The sequence below is a fragment of the Parapedobacter deserti genome (assembly GCF_042646065.1).
Lineage (GTDB): Bacteria > Bacteroidota > Bacteroidia > Sphingobacteriales > Sphingobacteriaceae > Parapedobacter > Parapedobacter deserti.
This window is the reverse complement of record NZ_JBHRTA010000038.1, coordinates 397,194-421,468: the sequence shown is the minus strand read 5'-3', so window position 1 is coordinate 421,468 and position 24,275 is coordinate 397,194. Positions and strand designations below refer to the sequence as shown.

Genomic DNA, 24,275 nt, shown 5'->3' with positions numbered 1-24,275 from the left:
CTGCCCCCATCCCATTTTTCGCCGTAGAGAAAAAATAGCTTGTTAAACGCCGCTTAGACCTTGGGCAATTCCCATCCTTTACGGTACTCGCGCTTCACGAACTGATTTACCTCGTCGAAATTGGAGACCTTCATGTTGTCGTTGTCCCAAATCAACTTGAGGTTTCTGCCCGGATATTTATTATCTATCCGCAAATCCGATCCGCGGATAGCCAGATTAGACATCAATAAGGCTTCGGTCAGCGGGCCTGATATTTCAAACGGTGCGCTCACCTCCTTATTGCCATAGCCGGCTATACACGCTTCGACCCATTGTGCGTAGTGGCCGCTAGCACCGCCAGGCACACGTTCATATTTCACCGGCAATTTATGTTGCTCAGTCAAGGAAGTAGGCAATAACCGTGGGTTTTCCGCGTAGCAACCGGCCATCATTTTCCCTTTGGTACCGATAAAGAGAATGCCATTGCCGCCATCCCCGAATACTTCGTTTGCTCCCAATTCATCGGGTCGCTGCGGTTGGATCCCGCCATCCATCCAGTGGATTGTTACATCCCCTGACGTCTTATTGGTTTTCGGAAAGGTCATGACCGCATAACTTGACGGCGGACAGCTTTCGGGGAAGTAACCGCGTTTAAATTCATCCACATACACAGTACCCACGCTAGCCTGTACATCTTTTACATATTGGAGGCCTAAAATACTGAATGGTGCTTCCATGATATGGCAGCCCATATCGCCCAGCGCACCGGTGCCATAATCCCACCATCCGCGCCAGTTGAAGGGCACCAGTTTCTCTACGTAATCTTTGTAAGGCGCCGTGCCCAGCCAAAGGTCCCAATCGAGTTCCTTCGGTACTTCCGCCTTCTGCCCCGGCCACGGAATCCCCTGCGGCCATACAGGCCGGTCTGTCCAGGTATAAATGGTATGCACATCACCGATCAGACCGGCATCAAACCACTCGCGCATAATGCGCACACCATCGCCTGAAGCTCCCTGGTTGCCCATTTGGGTCACTACTTTGTACTTCTTCGCGGCTTCAGTCAGCACACGTGCTTCGTAGACATCGTGGGTCAACGGTTTCTGCACATACACATGCTTACCGAGCTGCATAGCAGGAAGCGCATGAACGGCGTGGTTATGGTCCGGTCCTGACACTGAAACAGCGTCGATATGTTTGTGCTCTTTATCGAGCATCTCGCGAAAATCTCTATAGTATTTAGCCTTGGGAAAACGCTTTACGGAACCTGCTGCCCGGCGGTCATCGACATCGCACAGGTAAGCAATCTCTGCCTTACCGCTGTCGTGAAAGCTTTTCAAATCCGATTCGCCTTTGCCCCCCACCCCAATACCGGCAATAACGAGCTTGTCGCTGGGTGCTACAAAGCCTGCACCTCCCAGCACGTGCCGTGGCACGACCATGAAACCTGCTGCGGCAGCAGCTCCCGTTTTTATAAAATCCCTACGGGTTGCGCCTACTGTTGATTTACTACTCTTTTTCATTTAACATAAATTGTTTTAGCGTATGCGTGTTTATCACTAGAAAACTGGTCAGTATAAAACTACCTTTGGTTTGTACGGGGCTAATATAATAAAAATTGCCAGCAGTTGCGTAACAACTTGCTGGCAATTGCGATTAATTTAATACCCTGGGTTTTGTTTTAGGTTGGGATTGATCGCGATCTGTGTATGAGGTATTGGATAAATTTCCCTGTTTGGGTCGTTTGTAGGTTCGTGGTCCCACCAGCTTCCATTGGTAAATCTACCGAAACGGATGATATCGGTACGCCGTTTGCCCTCGAAGATAAATTCACGCCCACGCTCGGCGAGTAGCTCATCCATGGTCAAAGTAGCGGTTGTATATCGTGCTTCCTGCCAGTCCTCTGGAGTAAAAGCCCGTTCGCGGCAAGCGTTTACCAAGTCTACCGCCTCCTGGGTCGCCACGCCCCCGTTTCTGCGCATGATTGCTTCTGCTTTATTGAAATAAATTTCGGTGAGCCGATACAAGATATAGTGATTTTCCCGGTAATTAACATCACTTAATCGGCCGCTTTTATACTTATGGAACCGTGCTCCGCTATTTTCCTCACCTTCCGCCATGCTCCCTTCACTGGTGAGGTCGCCTTCGCTTTCCCGGCGTATCGAATTCACAAACACGAGTGGCTGATCAATCCATTCTTCCGTGCCCAGCACGGGTTCAGTGGTTCCGTATCGGTATTGCGGACCAAATAGAAACCACTCTTGCTTCCGCAAGTCATTTTCTGCATAGGCATCAAACGCCGAAGGGATGACCACGAACGCATTCCATCCGGTATATCCCACGTCCAGCACCTCGCGCATGTAATCGTATCCCATGAAAAAGCCTCCCCAATCGAACACGAACCCCCCTTGTCGACTATAAGCAAACTGGAAGAGTGACTCGGGAGCGTTCTGATTCGTGTTGCTGAACGTCTCATTCAGGTCTTCCGCGAGCCGGGGAATCCCACCGAGTCCTCCGGCCTCGCCGCTGATGATTCTGTCGCAAGCCGCGATACATTCATCCCACATGGGTGTTCCGACGAAATACTCGGCATTGAGGTACAACTCCGCCAGCATGGCATATCCAGCGGTTGCAGATACCCGCCCAACCAGCTCGGTAGAGTAGGGTAGCAACTGGGGCACATAGGTTTCCAACTCGGTCCGTACGAACTCAAATACCGCTTCTCTTGGCTGCGTAGGCAAATTAAGGGGTTCTCCTGCAACTTCAGTGGCGATAGGCACATTGCCCCACAATTCCATGAGTTTCATATAATGGAATGCACGTAACACATGCAGTTCGGCCAAAATAGCCGCCATTTCCTCATCGCCGATACCCAGTGCGGCATACTCAACTTCGTTGAGGTCAGCAAGTGCCGAATTGATATAGCCAACACCGGTCCACATCAGTACCCAGGCAGTCCTCATCCGGTTTTCATTATCCGTCCACGTGTGGTAGTGTTGCCTGAAATGGTCTCCGCCATCGTACCCGTGCCGGCCTTTTTGCGGCCACGCCAGTTGGTCAGCAGATAGTTCGGCATGGTAATAATAACCACTACCACCTGTGGGCGCCAGCCAAGCCTGCATGTGTGTAAACGGCCGGAGGGCCGCTTGCATGACCTCAAGCCTTGAATTGTAAAAATTATCCTTATTGAGCTCGCTGTACAAGGTCTCGTCTAAGTTGGTGCATGCATTGATACCTCCTGCCGTTACGGCAGCAGTAGCTATGTATATTGCTTTTCTGATATAACTTTTCATCGTCTGTCATCTAAAATCCAACATTCAATCCAATGGCCCACGATTGCGTACGCGGGTAAAAGCCTCTTGAATCAATACCCGTTTCGAATCCCGTGTCTTCCAGCTCTGGGTCGATACCGCTGTATCCGGTAAACGTAGCGATGTTCCGGCCAGTAACATAAACCCGCATGTTCCGGATGTAAGGCGTATTCAACTGGAAACTATAACCTAAAGTTAAGTTATCAAGTTTCACGAAATCACCGCGTTCGATATAGTAATCTGAGTACTGAGGATCGTCATCCAGTTGATTGTGAGTAGTGACCGCGCTGCGCAGCAAATTGTTTGGCAGCCACCGCTTATTCCCGAAATACAGGTCCTGCGTATTCAAAATATCGAATCCAAACTTACCCCTAAAAAATATTGTCAAGTCAAAATTTTTATAAGCAAAGGTGTTACTCAGCGATGCATGATATCTAGGCACGCCGTTTCCGATGACGGTGAGGTCGTTTTCGTTCATTTCTCCTGCTGACCCAGTTGTCCCATCTGCTTTGCGAAACAGCCACCGGCCATCTTCGGTAAACCCTGCAAACCGCTTGCCGTAAAAATTACCCACCGCTCCGCCTTCTTCTACTCGGATTGCATTGCCCAAGTTTCCTGGAGAGGGCAATCCGCCGAATTCCAGCCAGTTTGCCTGGAAAGATTCACCCGACAAGACGGTCAGTTTATTCGCATTTGTGCTGCCGGCGAAATCAATGCTCCATCGGAAATCGTCGCGCCGGATGGCTGTTGCTGAAAGCTGCAACTCCACCCCATAATTGCGGATAGATCCCACGTTGGTATAAATGAGGTCGCGCACAAATGCCGGTTGTTGTGCATTGTAGTTATACAGGAGGTCCTTGGTTTCCCGATCGTAGACATCCAGTGCGCCGCTGAGCCGATTGTTGAATAACGTAAAGTCAAAACCGAAATTCCACTCGGCTTTTTGTTCCCACCGCAAGTTTGGGTTGGGATTGCGCGCGGGGCCATACGTCTGGTAGTACACCCCGTCCTGAGGATACACTCCGCCCGTGCTCAACGTGAGCAGCGACTGGTAGTTTGGTATCCCCTGATTGCCAGTGACGCCATATCCAACCCGCAGCTTCAATTCGTTGATTTGGGTTACGTCCCGCAGAAACGCTTCTTCACTCAGCGTCCATCCGACAGAGACAGCCGGAAAATTGCCCCACTTATGATTGGCCCCGAAGCGCGACGAGCCTTCCCGTCGGAGAATGACCTGCGCCATATACTTTCCCCTGTAGGCGTAGTTTGCCCGGCCGAAAAACGCGATGAGCGTATTGTCGTCCTTGAAGCTGCCCATTCCCGGGCGGGGCAGGGTCGTATTCTGTATTGCGCTTCCTGCACCCAAATTCCAATCCAGGAATCCATCTGTGGTAAACCCGTTGTTATTCACATTGAACCGCTCAGCTGTGCCGTACTGATAGCTGTATCCGAGCAGTGCGGTCAACGAATGATCGTCTCCGAATGTTGTGTTATAATCTAATGTCGACTCAAGCGTCTGTATCCAGGAAAGATCATTCCACTTGGCAGCATAGGCCATCCCTTGCCATTCGGACGATTGCCGCTGCTCCCAGTCATTCGTAGAGCGATAAAAGCGGTCGTTGAAGTTGGTACGCACATACGAGCCGAAAACCGTAGCCGACAGCCCCTCAACGATATCCAAGGTGAGGCGCGCATCACCGGAAAACACCTGCTGATTGCGTTCGGCAATGCGATTGGCCAGTCGTGAAACCGGGTTGAAATTGTTGTATCCCTGGGTCTCAAGAAATGAACCGTCAGGGTTATATATAGGCGCTGTCGGATTGCGCTGTACCGCCTGCTCGAAATCAGCTCCTGTACTCGTGATGCGCGCATTAGGGTCGTCGGAATTATTGAAGCCGCCGCCCATCAGATCTGATTTGTCAAAATTTGCAGCGATGTTCACCTGCAGGCTCAACCTGTCTTGTAGCCCTTTCTGGTTGATATTGATCCTTCCACCCCATTGTTCGCGGCTGCTCCGCCGGGCGATACCCTTTGCGTCATTAAAAAAAATGGATGCCCGATAATTGGTATTGGCCGATCCGCCCGAGGCAGCGAAGTTATGGTATTGGCTGGTGTTTTGTCGATCTATCAATTCATTGTATAAGTCGGTTGACGCGCCGAAATCCTGATCCGCATTAATCAAACCCTGTGAAATCAGGCCCCGAAAATCCGAAGCGGTCAGGAAATCCGGTCTACGGTCTACGACTTCCCGCTGTACATAAGTCGCGTAATCGAACCTCGGTTCTCCTTCACGGCCTTTTTTTGTCGTGATGAGGATTACCCCCGCATTGCCACGGGTTCCATATATTGCCGCAGCCGAGCCGTCTTTCAGTACATCGAACGACTCGATGTCGTCCTGTTGCAGGAGATCGAGACTCCCGCCGGGAATGCCATCGATCACGATCAGTGGTGCGCGTGTACCTGTGATGGATGTAACCCCACGCAGTTGGATTGCGGCACGGGAATTGGGATTATTCCCCTGGGTGCGAGTGATGTTCAGACCGGCAACCTTCCCCTGAATAAGATCCATCGGAGACCGCGCACCACCAGCATTGAAATCTTCAGCCCTTACGGTAGCCACCGCAGAGGTTACCTCTTTGCGGCGCAAGGTACCATACCCTACGACGACGACCTCTTCCAAGGTTTGGGAAGCGTCTGGTTCAAGGGCTATCGTAAGCTGATTTCGGTCACTAACCTTAATTTCCTGATCTTCATAACCCAGGTACGTAAAGATAATAACTTCGCCTGCCGACGCTTCAATGGCAAAGTTGCCGTTTTCGTCAGTGGTCGTTCCACGTGAAGTGGCCTTAACGGCGACGGTGACTCCTATGAGGGGAAGACTATCCACCGCTCCGACCACCTTACCTGTAATAGTCCTTTGTTGTGCGTGCAGCATGGTTGATGCTGCCCCTCTTGCGGGTAGTCTATCCACCTTAGCCGAACCGTACGCCGCCATGGAAATGAATAATAATGTAACCGGAAGAAGAAGAAGTATGTATTCCGTTGATATATAATTACGTTGTTTCATGATGTGTGTTTTGCTTGAACTTTTTGAATTGCGGGGCCGGCATCAGTGTATACGGAGTCTCCGTTAAAGGCTGGCTATGAAGACGCACCGACCTGTCCCTATCGTGTCCGCTTAGGGTCGCAAAGAACATTAACTAACTAAAACATTTTAGCTAACGGGTGGCGGACGCCTCGGATCCATCATAAATCAAGCGTTGTTGTGAACCAGCCTTGTCTAATAGTTATGGAACAACAAAAAGTCGTTCAGATGGTTTTTTTTCTTTCAAAAAACCATCTGAATTGCACTCCCTGCCTGTTTTATGTCAGTTCAATGCTGATATCGCTTTGACGAGTGTCTTTTTTGCCAGAGGCAGTAATGTATTTTCAACGGGAAACGTAATATCGCTTTCCACTTGATATACCGCCGGATTAGGTAATTGCCTACGCGTGTGGATCAGATCTTTCCGGATGGATTCCGGTGTGTTGTAAACGAAATGCCGCTCGTATCTGGTGATATACGTCGTGTGAATGCCCCGGTATTTCTCGTGCTGGCTTTCAAACAGCGTCACCTGGTATTCGTAAACGCGCACTCCGCGATCGTCTCCATTGCGCAGCAACAGGTATCCATGAAAGGGATAGAGCGGGCGCATGCCTACCTCGGAAATGGCCAAATGGCGTTCCACGAAATCATGGATTTCACGACCTTCTTTGATTGCAGGTTTGATTTTTTCGGTTGCGAAGTGGATAATCTGCTCAATCTCCTGCATCATAGCATCATCGTTTACGATTTTTTCATACGTGATTTCTACCGCCTGCAAGTCAATATTGCTCAAGCGCACGGGGAAGCTGCTCTCCAATGTGGTTTTATCACTCTTAAACTTTTTCAGGTTGTTGTAATGAAAAACCAGGTCGTTCAGATTGGGATAAAGCTGTGTCCTGTTGAAACGAGCATTAATCTGCTGCAGATAAGCGAGCAGCTGATACTGCTTGTGCTCAAAGTCTATCGGCATTTCAATAAACCAGTTAGCATTTAAAGTCTGCATAAGCACCTCCGTATTTATTGTAACGTGAATATACAAAAAAGCTATTTTTATTCACAAACCGGAATTGTAAAAGTTTTTAGATCTTTCTTACTATTTTTGCGGCACGCCGGCCGGCCCCTGTGTCACTTGCGCGAGCCGTCGACGACAATGGAGCATAAAAAATAGGCAGCTTAGGCCCGCCTGTGGCAAGCGAAAGCTTCTTCGCCGGTTAAAACAACATTTACATGAAAGTCATCGCCATCGGACGCAATTACGCAGCACATGCCAAGGAACTCCATAATCCGGTACCCGAAAAACCCGTCATCTTTCTCAAACCCGATACAGCGGTTGTGAAAGACAACCGCGACTTTTATCATCCCGACTTTTCCAGCAACATCCACCACGAGGTCGAGGTGGTTCTCCGTATCTGCAAGGAAGGAAAACATATCGGTTCAAAATTTGCGCATACCTATTATGACGCCATTGGGCTGGGCATCGATTTCACGGCGAGGGATATCCAGCAGTTGCACAAGGAGAAATCGCTTCCCTGGGAGTTAGCAAAGGCCTTTGATGGCTCGGCGCCGGTAAGCGAATTGCTGCCGAAAGAAACTTTCAACGACCTGTATAACCTGCCGTTTTGGTTGGACAAAAACGGAGAAACGGTGCAAGCGGGCAACACCAAAGACTTACTATTTTCATTCGAGGATATTTTGATTTTCGTGTCGCAGTACATTACGTTGCGAAAGGGCGATCTTGTTTTTACCGGCACACCCGCCGGCGTAGGCCCGGTCGCTATCGGCGATTACCTGGAAGGGTTTATCGGCGACCGGCGAATGTTCAATTTTCACGTGAAATAATAGCGTACTCATGAAGATAATCCAAGCAATCATTTTTCTCTGTCTTCTCGTTCCCACGGGAACTTATGCGCAATCTGCGGTGATGAAAAACCGTGATTACCCGCAGGGTTATTTCCGGCGTCCGTTGGCTATCCCCCCGCAGGCCTCCGGCACCTTCGGCGAGCTGCGCGCTACACATTTCCATGCTGGTGATGATTACCGCACACAGCAGCGGGTGGGTCTCCCGCTCTTTGCCGTAGCGGATGGTTATGTATCACGCGTGCGGGTACAGATCGGCGGAGGAGGAAATTCCGTTTACATCGATCACCCGAACGGTTATACCAGCGTATACCTGCATATGCACGAATTCAACGAAGCCCTGACGTCGATCGTCCGGGCGAAGCAATACGAACTGCAGCGGTTTGATGTGGATATTCCACTTGACGAAGCGGTCATGCCATTGAAGAAAGGCGATCGTATAGGTCTGGCGGGCAATTCCGGAAGCTCCCAAGGCCCACACCTGCACTTCGAAATACGCGACACGGAAACCCAGGCGCCATTAAATCCCCAGTTGTTCGGGTTAACATTTCCAGACGACATTCCACCGCTCATCCAGGGCATTACCGTCTATGACTTGGCAGATGAGCCATTCAACGAACATACACCGAGGCGGCACCTGTCGTTGAAAGACAGCCAGGTGATTCCCGTCAACGGCCGTTTTGGCGTGGGAATCAATACGATTGACCGGCACAACGGCACATCATTCAACAACGGTGTGTACTCGATCGAGCTGCTGCTTGGCAACAAACCCGTCAGCACAGTCCTTTTTGAAGAATTATCTTTTGCAACTTCCCGAGCCATCCATTCCTACGTGGACTATCCGTATTACATCATGAAAAATACAAGGGTCCAGAAAAGCTTTAAAGATCCGAACAACCCCATCAACATCTACCATGTTCTCGATGGAGACGGGAGCATCACCCTCACGGACGAGCAAGAGCATACGCTTACCTATCGCGTACGCGATGTACATGGCAATACCGCATCGCACTCATTCAAGGTGCGGAATTCGCCATCCTACGCTCCCGTCCGGCAGCGTACCGCTGGCACGGCGATGTTCCGCTATGACCGCGAAAACCGGTATGCAGCCGAAAACATAGAAGTGATCGTCCCCAAGAATGCGTTGTATGACCACCTGCACTTCAGTTACCACCAAGGGGCGCGGCCTAAAAACGGGTATTCCATGATCCAGCATGTGCACAACCGCTTCATTCCGCTCTTTGACAGCTACGAATTGAAAATCAAGCCGGATACCACCCTGACCGAAGCGCTCCGATCGAAAGCCATCCTGGTGGATAATCAGGGAAGGTCACAGGGCGGCAATTTCGATGACGGATGGGTGCGCACCAAAACCCGATCGTTTGGCAGCTTCTACATCACGGTAGACACCCTGCCACCTACCATCCAACCGCAAAATATCAGTGCAGGGAAGGACATGGGAGCCATCAACCGCGTAGACTTCAAGATTTTCGACGACCTGTCCGGTATCCAATCATTCAACGGGTATATCGATGACCAATGGGTGCTCATGGAATACGATCCCAAATTCCGATCCCTATGGCATGTATTCGAAGTCGGCTTACCGAAAGGTAAACATCGCTTCCGCCTGGAGGTCACCGATTGGAAGGACAATACGCAGGTCCATGAGGCCAACTTCATCAGATAATACAATAAGATACTATGGCAAAACCGAAGGTCGGCGATAGCGCGCCCGCAATTACAGCAAAAAATCAACACGGAGACACGGTGTCATTAAGCGATTTCAAAGGCAGAAAAGTTATCCTTTATTTCTACCCAAAGGACAATACGCCTAACTGCACAGACGAGGCCTGCAGTTTCCGGGACGACTACCGCTCGCTGCAAGCGGACGGCTTTGAAGTCATCGGCGTTAGCGCGAATACCGAGCGCTCGCACCGCAACTTCGCAGCAAAGTTCAGCTTGCCATTTACGTTACTGGTCGATACCGATTTAAAAATCGTCAACAGTTACGGGGTATGGGGTGAGAAAATGCTTTTTGGCCGCACATACATGGGAATATTGCGCACAACGTTCGTCATCGACGAACGGGGTATCATCACGCACATTATCGACAAAGTGGACAGCAAAAATGCTTCCCAACAGGTAAGGGCGTTGCTGGAATAGACTGCAACTACCCTTCCACGACATAGCCGAGCATATACTCCTGGAATTTTTCGTAATATACCTTGAACCGCTCCTGCCGGTTCACAGCGTCCAGATCCAGAAAAAGTACGCCCTGATCTTGAAAATCAAACGGAAGGATGGTCATGTTATCCTTAAACGAGACCCCTTTGTTTCCCTGCAATTTATATACGGCTTCCTTGGCACACCAACACGCATAAAGCTTTTCGATATGGTGACGCCCAATGGATTCCAGCTCTTGGGCTTTCATGAACTTATCCGCAATACGCAGTATTTTCGCTTTCACCAGCTCGAGATCGATTCCGACTTCGCCGTTGTCGCTCATCATTACTGCAGCATATTCGAACGAGTGGGTGAGTGAGATCCGCTGCGGGAAATTGGCTAAGTAGGGTTTGCCGTTATCATCGGAAGGACAATCGATAAAACCCGGCGTGTCTAACATTGTCCGCAGAAGTACACGTGTGGCGAGCCAATGCAGTGTGCGCTTACCCTTGTTCAAGCGGCTTAAGACAGCTTTTTCGCGGTCATCCAGTTGTAACCGGCTTATAAGGTCGTCTGCCGATTCTTCAATGCGCCATATTGCGAACCGCACATTATTATCCAGTTCACGCAAGTATGCTAATGCCATATAGCCAAAAATAGTTATTTATCGCTAATAGTCCTTAATAATCTGATTCAATAACGTATTTTTGCTCCCTCGATTTTTAAACATGATTTTATCTGACAAGCGTATACTGGAAGAGATCGAACGCGGATCCATCATCATTGAGCCGTTCCGAAGGGAGTGCTTGGGCACCAATTCCTATGATGTGCACTTAGGGAAGTACCTTGCAACCTATCAGGACCGTGTGTTAGATGCTAAAAGGCACAATGAAATCACTCATTTCGAAATTCCGAAAACCGGATTTGTCTTAGAGCCCAACACGTTATACCTTGGTGTGACGCTTGAATATACCGAAACTCATAACCATGTGCCCTTTCTTGAGGGTAAGTCGAGTACAGGCCGCCTCGGCATAGACATCCACGCTACTGCCGGAAAGGGGGATGTTGGGTTTTGTAATACCTGGACTCTTGAAATCTCCGTGGCGCAACCCGTAAGGATTTATTTTGGCATGCCAATCGGCCAACTCATTTACTTCGCTGTGGAAGGAGATATTGAGACCTTTTACAATACGAAGCAAAACGCGAAATACAACAATAAGACCACCCGTCCTGTCGAAAGCATGATGTGGAAGAATGAATTTTAGTTCCTTCCAAACTCCATTAGGTAGGCTTTCAGGAATTCGTCAATATTGCCGTCAAGCACGGCTTGGGTATTGGATGTCTCGACATTGGTACGCAAGTCTTTCACCAACTTATACGGATGCAAGACATAATTCCGGATCTGCGACCCCCATTCGATTTTTTTCTTGCTGCCTTCTATCGCGGCGGAAGCCTCCTGCCGCTTGCGCATCTCAATCTCGTACAGTTGCGATTTGAGAAGCCGCAAGGCGTTCTCCTTGTTTTGAAGCTGTGAGCGCGACTCTTGGTTTTTGATGATAATTCCGGTGGGCTTATGGTGCAACCGTACGGCGGTTTCTACCTTGTTTACATTTTGCCCTCCTGCTCCGCCCGAGCGGAATGTATCAAATTCGACATCGGCGTCTTTTACCTCTATCTCGATATTATCATCTACCAGCGGATACACATATACCGAAGCAAATGACGTATGCCGCTTGGCATTGGAGTCGAATGGTGAAATACGTACCAACCGATGTACGCCGTTCTCGCCTTTTAGATAGCCGTACGCGAAATCGCCAGAGAACTGCAAGGTTACCGTCTTAATGCCCGCAACATCGCCTTCCTGATAGTCTTGTTCTGTCACTTTATAGCCGTTGCTTTCGCCCCACATGATGTACATCCGCATCAGCATGCCAGCCCAATCGCAGCTTTCGGTTCCACCTGCACCAGCCGTAATCTGCAATACGGCGTCCAACTGGTCTTCCTCAGCACTCAGCATGTTCTTGAATTCCAGCTCCTCCACTTTCGCCAAGGCCGCCTCGTATTGCTCTTTTAGGTCTGCCTCCGTGGCATCTCCTGCTTGATAAAATTCAAACATAACCACCGCATCGTCCACTGCCGCCGCCACCGCATCAAAGTGATCGGTCCACACTTTCTTGCTCTTGATGGCTTGCAGGACTTTCTCCGCGGCTTTGGAATCGTCCCAAAAATCAGGCTGCAAGGTAATGGCCTGCTCGTTTTCTATTCCTTTTTTCCTAGCATCGATGTCAAAGGTGCCTCCTCAGGGAAGCTGTTCTATCCCTCAAGTCTTGTATCTGTTCTTTGGTCATGGAAGCAAAGGTAAACAAATTATCTTTCTTTTATTTCGCAGGTCGCTGAGCGGCAAACGTGCATCTAAAATCAAAATTACAATCCGTCATCCGCTCTTCACTCAAAAAACTTAACTTAGCCCTCAAAAGAACTATTATGCTACCCCGGATAGACTTCACTGAAACACAAGCTTACAATTACCTCAGCAGCCACTTTATCGACATTGCACCGAAACACCTCAGCGACTTATTCCAGAAAGATCCGCAACGGTTCGAAAAATTTTCGATTACGTTCGGCGACCTGCTTTTTGACTATTCGAAAAACCGGATAAATGAAACCACAAAAGTATTGCTGCTGCAATTGGCCCGAGAGTGCAAACTGGAAGATGCCATAAGTGCCATGTTTTCCGGCGAACCCATCAATGAGACCGAAAACCGTGCTGTACTACATACCGCCTTACGCAAGCAAGACAACGCCCCCTTACTGGTAGATGGCAAGGACATCATGCCCGAGGTAAAAGCTGTTCGAGCTAAGATGCGCGACTTTTCACAACGGGTGATCAATGGCGACTGGAAAGGCCATACTGGAAGGGCCATTACCGACGTGGTCAACGTCGGCATTGGCGGGTCGGACTTAGGGCCAGTGATGGTCACTGAAGCGCTGAAGCCGTACAAAAACCACCTGAACATCCATTTTGTATCCAATGTGGACGGGACACATATCGCCGAGACGCTCAAGCGGGTCGATCCCGAGACGACGCTTTTCCTGATCGCATCCAAGACATTTACCACACAGGAGACCATGGCCAACGCCCACACGGCACGTCAATGGCTGCTCGACAGCGGTGCGGGACGAGACGCTGTTGCCAAGCATTTCGTAGCCCTGTCTACCAACGCCAAGGCCGTGGCTGAGTTCGGCATCGACACCCAAAATATGTTTGAATTCTGGGATTGGGTCGGCGGCCGCTATTCGCTGTGGAGTGCCATCGGGCTATCTATCGCCCTAAGCATCGGCTTTGAGAACTTTGAGCAGCTACTTCAGGGCGCCTATGCCACTGACCAGCATTTCCAGCAGACCCCTTTTGAAGAAAACACTCCGGTCATTATGGCGTTGCTCGGCATCTGGTACAATAATTTCTTCGATGCCGAGACACACGCCATATTGCCATACGACCAGTACCTGCACCGCTTTGCCGCCTATTTTCAACAGGGGGACATGGAAAGCAACGGCAAATACGTAGATCGAAACGGCGACCCCGTTGACTACCAGACCGGCCCAATCATCTGGGGAGAACCGGGCACCAATGGCCAGCATGCATTCTATCAGCTGATTCATCAGGGCACCAAACTGATCCCATGCGACTTCATTGCGCCAGCACAGACGCATAATGCCATAGGCGAACATCATACCCTGTTGCTCTCGAATTTTTTTGCTCAGACCGAAGCGCTAATGAACGGGAAGGATGAGTCCGAAGTGATCGCGGAATTAGCGGCGTCTGGCAAAACAGATGAGGAAATAACACGGCTGAAAACATTCAAGGTATTTGAAGGAAATCGGCCCAGCAGCTCATTCCTTATTAAAAAGATAACACCTTATACGTTAGGATCACTTATCGCCCTTTATGAACACAAGATTTTCGTGCAGGGCATTATTTGGAACATTTTCAGCTTCGACCAATGGGGCGTCGAGCTCGGTAAGCAGCTGGCGGGAAAAATCCTGCCCGAGCTGCGTAATGATAACGCTATTTCCACCCATGACGCATCTACGAACGGGTTGATCAATCAATACAAAGCATGGCGGCAATAAACGCAGCGGCTATTGTTCCCCGCCGATTTTTTGCATGGAATTTGCCGTGAACCCCGTATGGATACAAAAAATTCTTTTTCCAGCACTTTGTCCTTACTGATCGCTATGGGCGTCACCATTGGTAGCGCCTGCAATCGGCCTAGCTCGCCAGGGGATGCCGGTGATAACAATCGAAGTACATCAAGCACCTCAGAGCCGCCCTCTCAATCGGCCGACAGCTCCTGCTACCTATATGTAAACGGGAGGGATTCAGCATGGCTACAACTCAGCTTGCAGGACGGCTCCGTGTCTGGCACACTTCGTTTCGACAACTACGAAATAGACGGGAGCCGGGGCACCGTGCACGGCGACACCAGCGGCGACACGCTTTTTGTGCAATATGACTACCAGGCAGAAGGGATGCGAAGTGTCACGGAGGAGGCGTTCTTGCAAAGAGGAGGCGCCTTGATAAGGGGGGCCGGCGATCGTGAGGAACACGAAAACGTGTACCGGTTTACGGATCGTGCAACCATCGATTTCACCGACGGGCAGATCTTTCAACCGGTGTCATGCAACAAAAATTAGCTTTAAAGGGCTACCCTATGCCAACGCCGCCAATGCGTTATCGTAATTCGGCTCGTTTGCGATCTCAGCGACCTGCTCCGTATATTTAATTGTGCCGTCCTCGCCGATCACGATCACAGCCCGGCTCAGCAAGCCTTCCAATGGACCGTCTACGACGCTGAGTCGGTAGGCATCGGAAAAATTGGTATCCTTATATTCGGAGAGCGTTTCGACATTGCTGATTCCTTCCGCAGCACAAAACCGCGCTTGCGCAAACGGAAGATCTTTGGAAATGCAAAGCACCGCGGTATTTTCAAGCGCGGCCGCCTTTTGATTAAACGTTCGCACCGAAGCCGCACAAGTGCCGGTATCGATGCTTGGGAAGACATTCAGTATTACCTTTTTTCCTTTGTAGTCTGCCAATGTCTTATCGGTAAGGTTTCCCGATGTCAGTTTGAAATCAGGAGCTTGGCTGCCCACGTCGGGCAGCGCACCGGCGGTATGGATCTCGGTTCCTTTAAATGTGATTGTTGCCATAATCTGATTTTGGATAATTATAGTAAATTTTTAACGGTATGCAAAAAAAGTTGTCCGTTTCCAGCTCGTGGCTTGCTGGAAACGGACAACTCGTAGTTTATACACTATTTCGCCACCAACGCCATGTAATCTGCCATCACAGCCAAACTTTCTTCCTGGATGAAATCCAGTCCTTCATCCACATCGGTGGCTGCTCCGCCGCCCAGCGGAAGGTTGATCCGCATCTGCTGAAGTGCATCGGAGCGGGCCTTGCTCTTCAGACGGTTTTCCTCCCGCTCTTTTTTCAGCTTTTCTTCCTGCAAGGCAACGCTTGTCTCTGACTCTTGCCGTTTCATGGTCTCGATATCTTCAAGCAAAAACTTGTATGCTGGAGATTTCTCCATGCGGTCCTGATGCTTGGCTTCAAGCTGAGCAATTGTCGGCTTGAGGTCAGCTATGGTTACGAAGTCGGCTGGCTTGATCTGGTCCCATGGCAGCGCGGAGGGTTCTGAGCTTTCGCCATATTTCTCTTCGGAATAGAGCGAGGGGAATACGATATCCGGCACTACCCCCTTGTGCTGGGTACTGCTGCCGGTGATGCGGTAGAATTTGGCTAACGTGATGTTGATTTGCCCGAACTGAGGGGCACCAACGGGTAGTCCATTCTTGTCATCCGCCTTGGCTTTCAGCAGCAGGCGGTCTGCAGGGCTGATCACCTTGCCCATATCGATGGCCGACTGCACCGTACCCTTGCCGTAAGACTGGGAACCAAGCACGATGCCCCGTCCATAATCCTGTATCGCTGCGGCAAATATTTCCGAAGCGGAGGCACTGAACCGGTTGATAATAACCCCCAGCGGACCATCCCAGGCCACTCCCGTCTCGCGGTCCTCATTCACATCGACACGGTTGCGCGTGTCGCGCACCTGCACTACGGGGCCTTTGTCGATGAACAAGCCTGTCAATTCGATGGATTCCTGCAATGAGCCACCGCCGTTGAACCGGAGGTCCATTACCACAGCGTCTACATTCTCCTGCTTGAGCGAGTCAAGTAGCAGCCGCACATCCCGTGTTGTGCTCTTGTAATTGGGGTCGTTCTTCCGGTAAGCGTCAAAATCGATGTAAAATTTCGGAAGGCTGATGATGCCGATACGGTAGGTCTTTCCGTCGTCCCCCACCACCTCCTTGACTTCGCGCTTGGCTGATTCGTCCTCGATCACGACGCGGTCACGCGTGAGTGATACGACCTTAGGCTCAGCAGTAAGGTCTTGTCCCGCTGGTATCACCTTCAGCCTAACCACCGTACCTTTCGGCCCTTTGATCTTCGCCACGGCATGGTCCAGTTTCCACCCGATAATATCCTCAAACTCGCCGTCTTTGCCCTGAGCCACCGCGATGATGCGGTCGTCTATTTGCAACGCCTTCTCTTTATATACAGGTCCACCGACGATAACGTCAGCAACCTTCACTACCTCGTTTTCGGTAGTAAGCCGTGCGCCTATCCCTTCAAAGGTGTTGGCCATCTCTTCATTGAAACGCTGAGCGAAATAAGGGTTGAAATAGCTCGTGTGCGGATCGACGGCGTCTGTCAGCGCTCCCATGATAACCTGAAAAGCCTCGTTGTTATCGGTCTTTTTTGCCATAGAGATCAAATTCTTGTACCGGTTGGTCAGTATCTCCTTCTGCTTTGCCGCAGCCGAATCGCTTCCATCGCCACTGAGCCGTAGGTTGAGCAGGTCGTATTTTACGCGCCTACGCCATTGGTCATCAGCTTCGGCTTCAGAAGCAAACCAATCCTCTTTTTCTCTGTTGTAAACGTACCGCTCGTCTACCGAGAAGTTGTGGGGCGCCTCTACCTGTGTCAACGCATAATCCAGCCGCTCAAGGTAACGCTTCATGTAAACATTGAACATGTGGTATGCCGCGCTCAGGTCGCCATCGCGGAAGTCCTGCCCCAGCGTATTCCGGTATTGTTCGAAATCATCGATATCCGCCTGCATCAGGTAATTTTTACCCTGATCCACAGCTTTGAGGAGGTTATCAAAAACAAGAGACGAGATGGAATCGTTGAACGGTACTTTCTTATAGCTGACCGTTTCAAACAGGCTGACCACATCCTTGGCAATTACTGCGTGCTGAGCAGTAGGCTGTAACACCCCTGCCTCCGCTTTCAGATCAACCCTCGGCTTGGATCCGCAAGCGACTATGGCTACCACAAACAACGCAAAAAACACTTTCTTCAACATATTTTCCATACTTCTTTTATATTCTTTGATCTTGATTGTGATCGGTCCACAATCCCACCTGCAATTGTTCAAGGCGCTAAATTTAGACAAAAATCATCAATCTTTATTACGCAATGCCCCCGAGAATTGTTTGACTTTTATTTGTTACAATACCAATCAATTATCTACGGGTGCTTCACCTTTAAACAAGACATTTTTGAGCATATCATACCGATTGAGGGCAAGGGCCGCCCCGTTGTAATCGCCTGCCTGATGATACAGGTTGCCCAACGCATCTTGAATGGCCAACTGCATTCCCATCATGTGGTCCTTTCTCGCCAGATCATCGGCAACTTTATACTCTTCAATAGCCACACGTGGATTTCCTGCTCGCTTTTTTGTCTCTGCAAGGTTGAAAATTATTTCCGGCAGTTGGTCGGCCAAGCCTTCCTTGTCGACAATGGATTTAGCCTGGACCAAAAACCATTGCGCTTCCGGATACTTACTCTGCATGGTATAAATGTCGGCTAATGTCCGGTAGGCTGAGGCGCGCCCAGCCTCATTTCTTGCCCTGCGAAATAACGGCACAACCTTTCGGATAATGTCCCGCTCAGCTTCTGCTGAGAAACCCTGCTTTGCCTTGATAAAGGCAAGTTCCATGAGGGCCTTAGCTTGATGGCTATTATCGCGGGTTTTCACCGCGCGATCGTACAACTGCAGACGTAGCCCGTATGCCTTATCCAACTGGCCGAGGTATTCGTAGGTGACGGCCAAATTATGCGCGATAATTTCCCAATCGGCCATATTGCCGTGCGCTTGCTTCGCCTGCATCGCACTTCCAAAAAATTCGATGGCCAGGTCAAATGCACCAAGCGCTACATACTCCATGGCAAGCCGGTTTTCAATGTCAGCCACCAGATTCGTGCTGCTGGCGGCACGGCTCCGATCAGCCGCCATAAGCAGCTTGCCCTCAACGCTCGATGTTTGTGCTTCGCTCACCGGCAAGTATTTCGCTGTGGTTCCACCATTGCCGGTCATCACCATCCGGTGATAATATTTCATCCTACCTACATACTCATCAACTGCCGCCGAATCAACTTCTTTCTCCGCATACCGGTCGTCAAGAATTTCCTCTGCAGTAGGCGGCGGTGGAAGAAAATATACTTCCGGGCCGATACCGGAAAAAGTACTGTCATATTTGGTAATCTGGCCTGAAAAGTCTTCTTGCGATTGCCCAACGGCACCAAAGGAAATGCCCCACAAAATGGAGAAAAACCACACTGCACGACAGGGCAGTCTTCGTCTTTCGTTCATATAATTATCCAATCCGCCACTAATATACGAAAATTGTCCCTTACTTTCAAATTGCTCAGCTTACACGGGGGGCGCAGATTTACTCGGTTTTTGCTTGTATATAAAACCTGATTTGCCTAAGTTTGCTAAAAATCATGGCAACTCGGATACCGCTAGCTGAACGAATGCGCCCCAACACCATAGCAGACTACGTGGGGCAGCCGCATATCATTGGTGAAGGAGCCGTGCTCCGCAACGCCATTGACCAAAACAATATCCCATCGATGATTTTATGGGGGCCGCCAGGCGTTGGAAAGACGACGCTCGCTTTTATCATTTCGAAGCAACTGAGCCGGCCATTTTTTAGCTTAAGCGCAATCAACTCAGGAGTGAAGGATGTGCGCGAGGTCATTGATAAGGCCAAGCAGCTCCGGGATTTTCAGCAGGGACAACCCATCCTGTTTATCGACGAAATCCATCGCTTTTCGAAGTCGCAGCAAGATTCGCTCCTGGGCGCCGTTGAACGCGGGGTGATCACGTTAATCGGAGCCACAACCGAAAACCCGTCGTTCGAGGTCATCGCAGCTTTGCTTTCCCGCTGCCAGGTGTATGTACTGGAACACCTATCCGAAAAAGAACTGTTAAGCATCATTGACAAGGCACTGAAGGAAGATGAATACCTTCGCAAACAGCAGGTGAACGTGAAAGAACATGAGGCACTGCTCAGGCTGTCAGGCGGAGATGCCCGTAAGCTGTTGAACGTGCTTGAACTGGTTGTCAACGCTGCCGGCGGCGATCCGCTTGAAATAACCAATGAATTTGTGCTCCGGCAGGTGCAACAAAATATGGCCATCTACGACAAGGCCGGTGAGCAGCATTATGACATCATATCAGCATTCATCAAATCCATCCGCGGCAGCGACCCAAATGCGGCGGTCTACTGGCTAGCACGAATGATCGAAGGCGGAGAGGATCCGCTTTTCATCGCCCGTAGGCTGCTCATCTTAGCGTCGGAGGATATAGGTAACGCCAATCCTAACGCCTTGCTGCTTGCCAACAACTGTTTTCAAGCAGTGAATGTCATTGGTTGGCCTGAAGCGCGTATCATCCTTTCACAAACCGTAACTTATCTTGCCGCTTCGCTCAAAAGCAATGCTTCCTATGAAGCGATTAACAAAGCCCAAACACTGGTACGGCAAACCGGCGACCTCTCCGTCCCTCTGCATATCCGAAATGCTCCAACCAAGCTAATGAAGCAATTGGATTACGGCAAGGACTACCAATACGCGCATGCCTACGAGGGAAATTTTGTGGAACAAGAATTTATGCCAGAAGCGCTGAGCGGCACCAAGCTGTATGACCCTGGCAAAAACCCGGCTGAAGAGAAGCTGCGCGAGCAGCTGCGGCAACGCTGGAAAAGCAAATATGAGTATTGACGCCGGAAAGCCAAACATTTTAAGCCATATGTTGTTTACAAGTTATGAAATCGGACAACAAAAAAGGGCATAAAATAAAAAAGGGAAAAAAAATGAACTCAAAGAACAGTATTGTAACATATGCATTGGTGGGATTGGCCGCTGGTACGGCAGTGTGGTTACTGATGGGCACAAAGGGAGGCCGAAAACAATTGGATCGTGCGAGCGAGGGCATACGTGAGCTCACTAACGCTATCCGGAAAAGCACGAAAAAAGAGATGGATAGGGCCTCTAAACTGGCCGACCGAGCTTCAGAGGAAATTCACGACATGCGGGCTGAAGCAAAACGCAAAGGCCATAGAGCGATTCAGCAAACCGACCAATTAGCTAAAGAAGGCATCAGCGCGGCAAACGCGGCCGTGAAGTCTGCCAAACAAAAGACTGAAGACGGAATATAGTATGCGTCTTTTCCCGCGACGACCATGAATAATCGTATCTTTGCGGGAAATGAGTTTGCTCAGCGAGGTCACATCTCTCATAAAAAAAGACGTTATACTGGAGTGGCGTACCAAGTATGCTATCAATGGAATAGTGCTCTACGTTATTTCTACTGTATTCGTGTGTTATCAAGCATTCAAATCAGTAGATACGGCCACGTGGAATGCATTGTTCTGGATCATCCTTTTATTCGCCTCCGTCAACGCCATCAATAAGAGCTTCGTACAGGAAAGCCGCAGCAGGCAATTATACTATTACACCATAGCCAGCGCGAAAGCTATTATTCTATCAAAAATTGCGTATAACATGCTTGTCATGCTGTTGCTCTCGTCAATAGCGTACGGTGTGTATTCTGTTATTTTTCAGAACCCGCTAGGCGACCCCGCGCTCTATTTGACGATCGTTATATTGGGCAGTATCGGTTTTGCCTCGGTGTTTACCATGGTATCCGGTATCAGTGCAAAAGCTGGCAATAACAGTACGCTTATGGCCATACTCAGTTTCCCGATTGTTATACCGTTGTTACTTGTGCTTATCAGCGTATCCAAAAACGCCATAGCGGGCCTGGAGCGCAGCGTCAGCTACGACGAGCTAATCGTCTTGGCAGCTATCAATGTCATTACCGTGGCCATTTCTTTGTTGTTATTTCCTTACCTTTGGCGAGACTAAAAATTGACAGTTTTTAGCTTGACAATATCAGATACCCGTTTGTGCGAGATAATTTATGAAACAAAATTGGTGGAAAATTCTTGGTTTAGCGCTCGTTCTGTATAGCTTGATAATGGGTCTTTTAGGCGCTGTGCCTGCACTTCCGATTGTGCACGAAACCATACGCAATGTATACTATCACGTGCCCATGTGGTTCACGATGTTCGCCTTGTACTTTATCTCGATCGTATACAGCCTTCGATACCTTTCATCGAATAACCCCCAACACGATTTCATAGCTGTGGAAAGTGTCAATGTAGGGGTCATATTCTGCGTATTCGGGTTGCTAAGCGGGATGCTATGGGCCAACTTTACTTGGGGCGACCCTTGGCCCAATGACCCGAAACTGAACGGGTCGGCTATTGCCACCTTGATGTATCTCGCTTATCTTGTACTGCGGAATGCATTGGAAGAAGAGCAAAAACGCGCAAAGATATCGGCCATCTATAACATCTTTGCATTTCCCATTATGATCGTTTTGATGTACATTCTTCCCAAGACGACCGACTCACTCCATCCCGGCAGCGGCGGCAACTCAGGATTCGGACAGTTTGACCTTGATAACTCGATGAAAGCAGTTCTATACCCCGCTTCCGTCGGCTGGATACTTGTCGGCATATGGCTAATGACGTTGCGGCTACGCATCCGTAAACTGGAATACGAAAACCATAGCAGCGACACCTAACGATTGGTATAATGACAACTGTAAAACGATTAAATAATCAAAATTGACAACGTTTATTGTATAATTATATGAAAAAGACAATTCTTTCTTTTATATTAGTTATCAATGGGTTAATGTGTAGTTTTGCGCAATCAAATCCCGGGGTCGAAATGGCTACGGGTTTGCGCAGCTCGGGCAAGATATATGTGGTAGTAGCTGTTTTGGTAGTGCTTTTTTTAGGATTGGCCATCTATTTAGTTACCATCGACAGAAAATTGACCCGGTTGGAAAACCGGCAAGGAACCAAACACACATAGATCGGGAATGTTCGGAGTTGCCGAAGTTTAAGCATTAAGTACCAATTATCTATATTAACATTGTTATGGCTAAGGTAATAGCAAAAACACCACAAGACCCCCATTTTTTCAATGACGTATCGCAGTTTTTTGACCATGCAGCGCAATTCACCAAACACCCTCAAGGACTGCTCAACCAAATCAAGACTTGCAACAGCGTGTACCGGTTTAGCTTTCCTTTCAGGCGTGGCGACGAGATCGAAGTCATCAATGCGTGGCGTGTAGAACATTCGCAGCATATGTCGCCCACGAAGGGCGGTATCCGTTACAGCGACATAGTTAACGAGGATGAAGTGATGGCGCTCGCCGCGCTGATGACTTATAAATGTGCCATAGTCAATGTTCCGTTTGGCGGGGCCAAAGGTGGAATTGCCATCAACCCTAAAAATTATTCAGTAAATGAACTAGAAAATATTACCAGACGATATACGGTAGAGCTCATCAAAAAGAATTTTATCGGCCCTGCAATAGACGTTCCCGCACCCGATTATGGCACTGGAGAACGGGAGATGAGCTGGATAGCTGACACCTATACAACGATGAACCCAGGCCAGCTCGACGCCTTTGGCTGTGTGACGGGTAAACCCCTCTCTTTGCACGGTATCAACGGTCGAAAAGCCGCAACAGGACGAGGAGTTGCCATTGCGATACGTGAATGTGTCAATGTGGCCGAAGACATGAAAGAAATCGGCCTTACACCGGGCACTGCCGGCAAACGGGTCATTGTGCAAGGACTCGGAAACGTGGGGTACAACACCGCTAAGGTGCTCATCGAGCTAGGCGCCATTATTGTAGGCGTCTGTGAATATGACGGTGCACTGTATCATCCCGACGGCCTTGATCCGGATGCCATTCTTGAGCACCGCAAAAACACAGGCTCGATTCTCGGATACAAGAAGGCTACCAAATCGTTCCAGACACCGGCTGAAGGCTTAGAACAGGAATGCGATATCCTTGTGCCCGCAGCTCTGGAAAACCAGCTGACCGAAGAAAACATCGGCCGCATCAAGGCTAAAATCATCGCCGAGGGTGCCAATGGGCCGACCACCCCCGGCGCTGAAGCTCTATTTGTAAAAAACGGCGGCATCATCATCCCGGACATGTACTGCAACGCAGGCGGGGTAACCGTTTCTTACTTCGAGTGGTTAAAAAACCTATCCCATGTGGCGTTTGGCCGGATGGACAAACGCTATGAAGAAATGTCAAATCTCAACCTCGTCAACACAGTTGAGGCGATAACTGGAAAATCACTCTCAGCTGCGCAGCGCTTGGCCATCGTTAAGGGCGCAGACGAGCTGGAGCTGGTCAACTCCGGACTGGAAGACACCATGATCCGAGCTTACCATGAAATCCGCGAAATCAAAATCGCCAACCGGGATATTGACACCCTACGGACAGCGGCTTTTGTCGGTGCGATAAATAAAATAGCGGTATCATACCAAAATTTAGGAATCTGGCCGTAAGATCCCAGCTCCAAGCACTTAGTATCATTGCAAGAAAGCATGCCTTCTTGCAATGATAGTTTTCATCC

At 49.5% G+C, this 24,275-nt stretch carries 21 protein-coding genes; 12 read left to right on the top strand and 9 right to left on the bottom strand.

Going from position 1 to position 24,275, the window contains the following annotated elements:
• Positions 1 to 53 precede the first annotated feature (53 nt).
• The 4 genes from ACFOET_RS14430 to ACFOET_RS14415 form a co-directional block, all read right to left on the bottom strand.
• Positions 54 to 1,499 (bottom strand): Gfo/Idh/MocA family protein, encoded by a 1,446-nt coding sequence (locus ACFOET_RS14430; RefSeq protein ID WP_379023861.1) that lies wholly within the window; start codon positions 1,497 to 1,499, stop codon positions 54 to 56.
• A 138-nt stretch (positions 1,500 to 1,637) separates the two neighbouring features.
• Positions 1,638 to 3,269: a RagB/SusD family nutrient uptake outer membrane protein gene (locus ACFOET_RS14425; RefSeq protein ID WP_379023859.1), complete on the bottom strand. Its 1,632-nt coding sequence runs from the start codon at positions 3,267 to 3,269 to the stop codon at positions 1,638 to 1,640.
• Between the two features lie 10 nt (positions 3,270 to 3,279).
• Positions 3,280 to 6,354 (bottom strand): SusC/RagA family TonB-linked outer membrane protein, encoded by a 3,075-nt coding sequence (locus tag ACFOET_RS14420; protein ID WP_379023857.1) that lies wholly within the window; start codon positions 6,352 to 6,354, stop codon positions 3,280 to 3,282.
• Between the two features lie 301 nt (positions 6,355 to 6,655).
• Positions 6,656 to 7,375, bottom strand: a complete 720-nt coding sequence (locus ACFOET_RS14415; RefSeq protein ID WP_379023855.1) for a hypothetical protein — start codon at positions 7,373 to 7,375, stop codon at positions 6,656 to 6,658.
• 224 nt (positions 7,376 to 7,599) lie between these two features.
• Here ACFOET_RS14415 and ACFOET_RS14410 point away from each other — a divergent pair, with 224 nt between their 5' ends.
• Genes ACFOET_RS14410 through bcp form a run of 3 tightly spaced genes read left to right on the top strand, consistent with a single transcriptional unit; the run spans position 7,600 to position 10,392 of the window.
• A complete protein-coding gene (locus ACFOET_RS14410; protein WP_379023853.1) occupies positions 7,600 to 8,211 on the top strand; it encodes a fumarylacetoacetate hydrolase family protein in 612 nt (203 codons plus the stop codon).
• A 10-nt stretch (positions 8,212 to 8,221) separates the two neighbouring features.
• The gene (locus tag ACFOET_RS14405) at positions 8,222 to 9,916 is read left to right on the top strand and encodes a M23 family metallopeptidase (RefSeq protein WP_379023851.1); all 1,695 of its coding nucleotides are present in this window, start codon (positions 8,222 to 8,224) and stop codon (positions 9,914 to 9,916) included.
• Between the two features lie 14 nt (positions 9,917 to 9,930).
• Positions 9,931 to 10,392, top strand: a complete 462-nt coding sequence (gene bcp / locus ACFOET_RS14400) for a thioredoxin-dependent thiol peroxidase (RefSeq protein WP_379023849.1) — start codon at positions 9,931 to 9,933, stop codon at positions 10,390 to 10,392.
• 7 nt (positions 10,393 to 10,399) lie between these two features.
• Here the strand turns inward: bcp and ACFOET_RS14395 are convergent, their stop codons facing one another.
• Complete coding sequence (locus ACFOET_RS14395) at positions 10,400 to 11,038, bottom strand: 4'-phosphopantetheinyl transferase family protein (protein WP_379023847.1); 639 nt, start codon at positions 11,036 to 11,038, stop codon at positions 10,400 to 10,402.
• Between the two features lie 82 nt (positions 11,039 to 11,120).
• Between ACFOET_RS14395 and dcd the strand changes: the two genes are divergently transcribed.
• Complete coding sequence (gene dcd, locus ACFOET_RS14390; protein WP_379023845.1) at positions 11,121 to 11,657, top strand: dCTP deaminase; 537 nt, start codon at positions 11,121 to 11,123, stop codon at positions 11,655 to 11,657.
• Here dcd and prfB read toward each other — a convergent pair.
• A protein-coding gene (gene prfB / locus ACFOET_RS14385; RefSeq protein ID WP_379023843.1) for a peptide chain release factor 2 occupies positions 11,654 to 12,740 on the bottom strand; the annotation gives its coding sequence in 2 pieces (ribosomal slippage) (positions 11,654 to 12,679 and positions 12,681 to 12,740; 1,086 coding nt in all). The two genes, dcd and prfB, sit on opposite strands and share 4 nt — an antisense overlap.
• Before the next feature lie 136 nt (positions 12,741 to 12,876).
• Here prfB and pgi point away from each other — a divergent pair.
• Positions 12,877 to 14,526: a glucose-6-phosphate isomerase gene (pgi, locus tag ACFOET_RS14380; RefSeq protein ID WP_379023841.1), complete on the top strand. Its 1,650-nt coding sequence runs from the start codon at positions 12,877 to 12,879 to the stop codon at positions 14,524 to 14,526.
• 57 nt (positions 14,527 to 14,583) lie between these two features.
• Positions 14,584 to 15,090 carry a hypothetical protein gene (locus tag ACFOET_RS14375; RefSeq protein WP_379023839.1) on the top strand — a complete coding sequence of 169 codons (507 nt, stop codon included), beginning with the start codon at positions 14,584 to 14,586 and terminating at the stop codon, positions 15,088 to 15,090.
• A 15-nt stretch (positions 15,091 to 15,105) separates the two neighbouring features.
• Here ACFOET_RS14375 and tpx read toward each other — a convergent pair whose 3' ends face one another.
• The 3 genes from tpx to ACFOET_RS14360 form a co-directional block, all read right to left on the bottom strand.
• Entirely contained in the window at positions 15,106 to 15,606 is a 501-nt protein-coding gene (gene tpx / locus ACFOET_RS14370) for a thiol peroxidase (RefSeq protein WP_379023837.1), read from the bottom strand.
• A gap of 104 nt (positions 15,607 to 15,710) precedes the next feature.
• A complete protein-coding gene (locus ACFOET_RS14365; RefSeq protein WP_379023835.1) occupies positions 15,711 to 17,840 on the bottom strand; it encodes a carboxy terminal-processing peptidase in 2,130 nt (709 codons plus the stop codon).
• Positions 17,841 to 17,987: 147 nt separating this feature from the next.
• Positions 17,988 to 19,124, bottom strand: coding sequence for a tetratricopeptide repeat protein (locus tag ACFOET_RS14360; protein WP_379023833.1), 1,137 nt, complete (start codon positions 19,122 to 19,124; stop codon positions 17,988 to 17,990).
• A gap of 134 nt (positions 19,125 to 19,258) precedes the next feature.
• On the opposite strand from ACFOET_RS14360, the gene ACFOET_RS14355 reads away from it, so the two are divergent.
• The 6 genes from ACFOET_RS14355 to ACFOET_RS14330 all read left to right on the top strand — a co-directional run bounded on the left by ACFOET_RS14355 (position 19,259) and on the right by ACFOET_RS14330 (position 24,207).
• Entirely contained in the window at positions 19,259 to 20,539 is a 1,281-nt protein-coding gene (locus tag ACFOET_RS14355) for a replication-associated recombination protein A (protein WP_379023831.1), read from the top strand.
• A gap of 92 nt (positions 20,540 to 20,631) precedes the next feature.
• A complete protein-coding gene (locus ACFOET_RS14350; RefSeq protein WP_379023829.1) occupies positions 20,632 to 20,976 on the top strand; it encodes a hypothetical protein in 345 nt (114 codons plus the stop codon).
• Between the two features lie 49 nt (positions 20,977 to 21,025).
• Positions 21,026 to 21,685 carry a heme exporter protein CcmB gene (locus tag ACFOET_RS14345; protein WP_379023827.1) on the top strand — a complete coding sequence of 220 codons (660 nt, stop codon included), beginning with the start codon at positions 21,026 to 21,028 and terminating at the stop codon, positions 21,683 to 21,685.
• Positions 21,686 to 21,740: 55 nt separating this feature from the next.
• Positions 21,741 to 22,409: a cytochrome c biogenesis protein CcsA gene (gene ccsA / locus ACFOET_RS14340; protein ID WP_379023825.1), complete on the top strand. Its 669-nt coding sequence runs from the start codon at positions 21,741 to 21,743 to the stop codon at positions 22,407 to 22,409.
• Positions 22,410 to 22,477: 68 nt separating this feature from the next.
• A complete protein-coding gene (locus ACFOET_RS14335) occupies positions 22,478 to 22,705 on the top strand; it encodes a CcmD family protein (protein WP_379023823.1) in 228 nt (75 codons plus the stop codon).
• Between the two features lie 65 nt (positions 22,706 to 22,770).
• Positions 22,771 to 24,207: a Glu/Leu/Phe/Val family dehydrogenase gene (locus tag ACFOET_RS14330; RefSeq protein ID WP_379023821.1), complete on the top strand. Its 1,437-nt coding sequence runs from the start codon at positions 22,771 to 22,773 to the stop codon at positions 24,205 to 24,207.
• The last annotated feature ends 68 nt before the right edge of the window (positions 24,208 to 24,275 follow it).

What these genes read in the sequence shown, in the direction of transcription:
- pgi (WP_379023841.1), top strand. Translation starts at nt 12,877, where the DNA reads ATGCTACCCCGGATAGACTTCACTGAAACACAAGCTTACAATTACCTC.
- bcp (WP_379023849.1), top strand. Translation starts at nt 9,931, where the DNA reads ATGGCAAAACCGAAGGTCGGCGATAGCGCGCCCGCAATTACAGCAAAA.
- ACFOET_RS14360 (WP_379023833.1), bottom strand. Translation starts at nt 19,124, where the DNA reads ATGAACGAAAGACGAAGACTGCCCTGTCGTGCAGTGTGGTTTTTCTCC.
- ACFOET_RS14405 (WP_379023851.1), top strand. Translation starts at nt 8,222, where the DNA reads ATGAAGATAATCCAAGCAATCATTTTTCTCTGTCTTCTCGTTCCCACG.
- dcd (WP_379023845.1), top strand. Translation starts at nt 11,121, where the DNA reads ATGATTTTATCTGACAAGCGTATACTGGAAGAGATCGAACGCGGATCC.
- ACFOET_RS14410 (WP_379023853.1), top strand. Translation starts at nt 7,600, where the DNA reads ATGAAAGTCATCGCCATCGGACGCAATTACGCAGCACATGCCAAGGAA.
- tpx (WP_379023837.1), bottom strand. Translation starts at nt 15,606, where the DNA reads ATGGCAACAATCACATTTAAAGGAACCGAGATCCATACCGCCGGTGCG.
- ACFOET_RS14365 (WP_379023835.1), bottom strand. Translation starts at nt 17,840, where the DNA reads ATGGAAAATATGTTGAAGAAAGTGTTTTTTGCGTTGTTTGTGGTAGCC.
- ACFOET_RS14425 (WP_379023859.1), bottom strand. Translation starts at nt 3,269, where the DNA reads ATGAAAAGTTATATCAGAAAAGCAATATACATAGCTACTGCTGCCGTA.
- ACFOET_RS14355 (WP_379023831.1), top strand. Translation starts at nt 19,259, where the DNA reads ATGGCAACTCGGATACCGCTAGCTGAACGAATGCGCCCCAACACCATA.
- ACFOET_RS14345 (WP_379023827.1), top strand. Translation starts at nt 21,026, where the DNA reads ATGAGTTTGCTCAGCGAGGTCACATCTCTCATAAAAAAAGACGTTATA.
- ACFOET_RS14375 (WP_379023839.1), top strand. Translation starts at nt 14,584, where the DNA reads ATGGATACAAAAAATTCTTTTTCCAGCACTTTGTCCTTACTGATCGCT.
- ACFOET_RS14395 (WP_379023847.1), bottom strand. Translation starts at nt 11,038, where the DNA reads ATGGCATTAGCATACTTGCGTGAACTGGATAATAATGTGCGGTTCGCA.
- ccsA (WP_379023825.1), top strand. Translation starts at nt 21,741, where the DNA reads ATGAAACAAAATTGGTGGAAAATTCTTGGTTTAGCGCTCGTTCTGTAT.
- ACFOET_RS14420 (WP_379023857.1), bottom strand. Translation starts at nt 6,354, where the DNA reads ATGAAACAACGTAATTATATATCAACGGAATACATACTTCTTCTTCTT.
- ACFOET_RS14335 (WP_379023823.1), top strand. Translation starts at nt 22,478, where the DNA reads ATGAAAAAGACAATTCTTTCTTTTATATTAGTTATCAATGGGTTAATG.
- ACFOET_RS14430 (WP_379023861.1), bottom strand. Translation starts at nt 1,499, where the DNA reads ATGAAAAAGAGTAGTAAATCAACAGTAGGCGCAACCCGTAGGGATTTT.
- ACFOET_RS14330 (WP_379023821.1), top strand. Translation starts at nt 22,771, where the DNA reads ATGGCTAAGGTAATAGCAAAAACACCACAAGACCCCCATTTTTTCAAT.
- ACFOET_RS14415 (WP_379023855.1), bottom strand. Translation starts at nt 7,375, where the DNA reads ATGCAGACTTTAAATGCTAACTGGTTTATTGAAATGCCGATAGACTTT.
- ACFOET_RS14350 (WP_379023829.1), top strand. Translation starts at nt 20,632, where the DNA reads ATGAACTCAAAGAACAGTATTGTAACATATGCATTGGTGGGATTGGCC.